Raw genomic sequence first — 1,559 nt, forward strand, 5'->3', positions numbered from 1 at the left:
TGAATACTTCCTGAAACCACGATAGGTGTTTTGCTATCTTTACCACTGGTAGAACTGTAGAGAATCCGAATAGCCTGACTGTCATTTGCCAAACGAATATAAGGATTATGAATCGCTTCTGTTTTTAATAATTTTCCTGCCTGTTCAGGAATAGCTGATTTCCATGTATAAAACTCGGAAACTCGGCCATCTCCATATTTATCTTCTGGCGTTGGAGCTTTTTGAGCGGTGGCCAAACAACTTGAAGTTAACATCGTTGTGATTAAAGAAAACTTGCATAAAGTTGATAAAAAAGTATGTTGCATTGTTATTTACCTTAAAAACTGTCTCATCATTTTTGATTTAAAATTCGTAACTTACGCGGCCATATAAATACGTTCCAAATGCTCCTTCAGGCGCATTAAAACTATATTTGACAATATTGCCGACCGAAGAATCTTTGGCTTGATCAGGATGGCTATTAAATAAGTTGATCGCCCCTAAATTGAATTTCAGGCCTTTCACGAATGCATCCGCTTTGTAGCCAATATCCAAATCTGCAATCCACTGAGGGTCAAAGGTTTGGTCTAGTGCAGTATTGGTATTATTTAAAGTAGTCCATTTATCGTAGCGACGGACAGCCGTATTCACGCTCCATGCTTGATTTGACCAAAGTGCGCCAAGCGTTAACTTTGTTTTCGGCGCAGCAGATTCAATCAGGCTTTGTGTATTTCGTCCTGCAATACTTGAAACAGGAATTCGCTCACCTTTTGCGGTAATAGAATCTCGAGTTTCGGTAATTTCATTTTTGTTATATGCCAGACCGAGATTCAGATTTAACTTACCATATTGTTCAAGGTTTAAATCATGTTTAAGTGCGAGCTCTAAGCCTTGAGTACGTGTATCTAGTAAATTATTAAAGAACGCCACATTGGCAATATTCGAATACGGTGTATTGGCAAAAGCATTGGTAATTACACTTCCAGTAATATTGTCTGAAAGCAAAATACGATTTTTAATATCGATTTGATAAAGGTCCAAAGTTGCCGATGTATTAACAAGTGGCTTCCAAACAAAACCTAAAGAATAATTCGTCGATTTCTCAGGTTTAAGAGAAGTTCCGCCAATCAGTAAAGCCGCCTCACTTCCTGCAACTAAAGTTCTTTGTTGAACATCTTGCCAACCGGAAGCGGTTTGCACTGTTTGTACGCTATAAGCCGAATAGCCCTGCTGTGCCAATGACGGCGCTCTATAGCCTGTATTTACTGAACCACGTACAGTAAATTTAGGTGATACATCATATTTAGCAAATAATTTTCCGTTTGTGGTCGAACCAAAGTCTGAATATTTTTCACTTCGAACAGCGGCACCCACATTCAAGTCTTTAATAATATCTGCTTCTAAATCTAGATAGATACCATAGACATCACGGCTAATTTTTCGTTCATCTTGGTCTGTAATTCCGGCATATATTCCCGGAACACCAACGCCCAAAGTTGTGCTTGGATTGAAATATGGGCCGCGGGTATAGGCAATCGGATCACCAGCATTTTGCTTATATTGCTCCCAACGATATAAAA

At 38.9% G+C, this 1,559-nt stretch carries 1 protein-coding gene and 1 pseudogene; both read right to left on the bottom strand.

All coding sequences use genetic code 11. The features are described 5' to 3' along the window. Positions 1-305: pseudogene (locus C1642_RS19650) on the bottom strand (alpha/beta hydrolase); the annotation flags it as partial. Between the two features lie 37 nt (positions 306-342). Then, positions 343-1,559 (bottom strand): TonB-dependent receptor domain-containing protein (locus C1642_RS14885; protein WP_146035338.1); only part of this gene is annotated, 1,217 nt, incomplete at its 5' end.

This window comes from Acinetobacter sp. AKBS16, from assembly GCF_002899995.1.
In the GTDB taxonomy this organism is placed as follows: Bacteria; Pseudomonadota; Gammaproteobacteria; order Pseudomonadales; family Moraxellaceae; genus Acinetobacter; species Acinetobacter baumannii.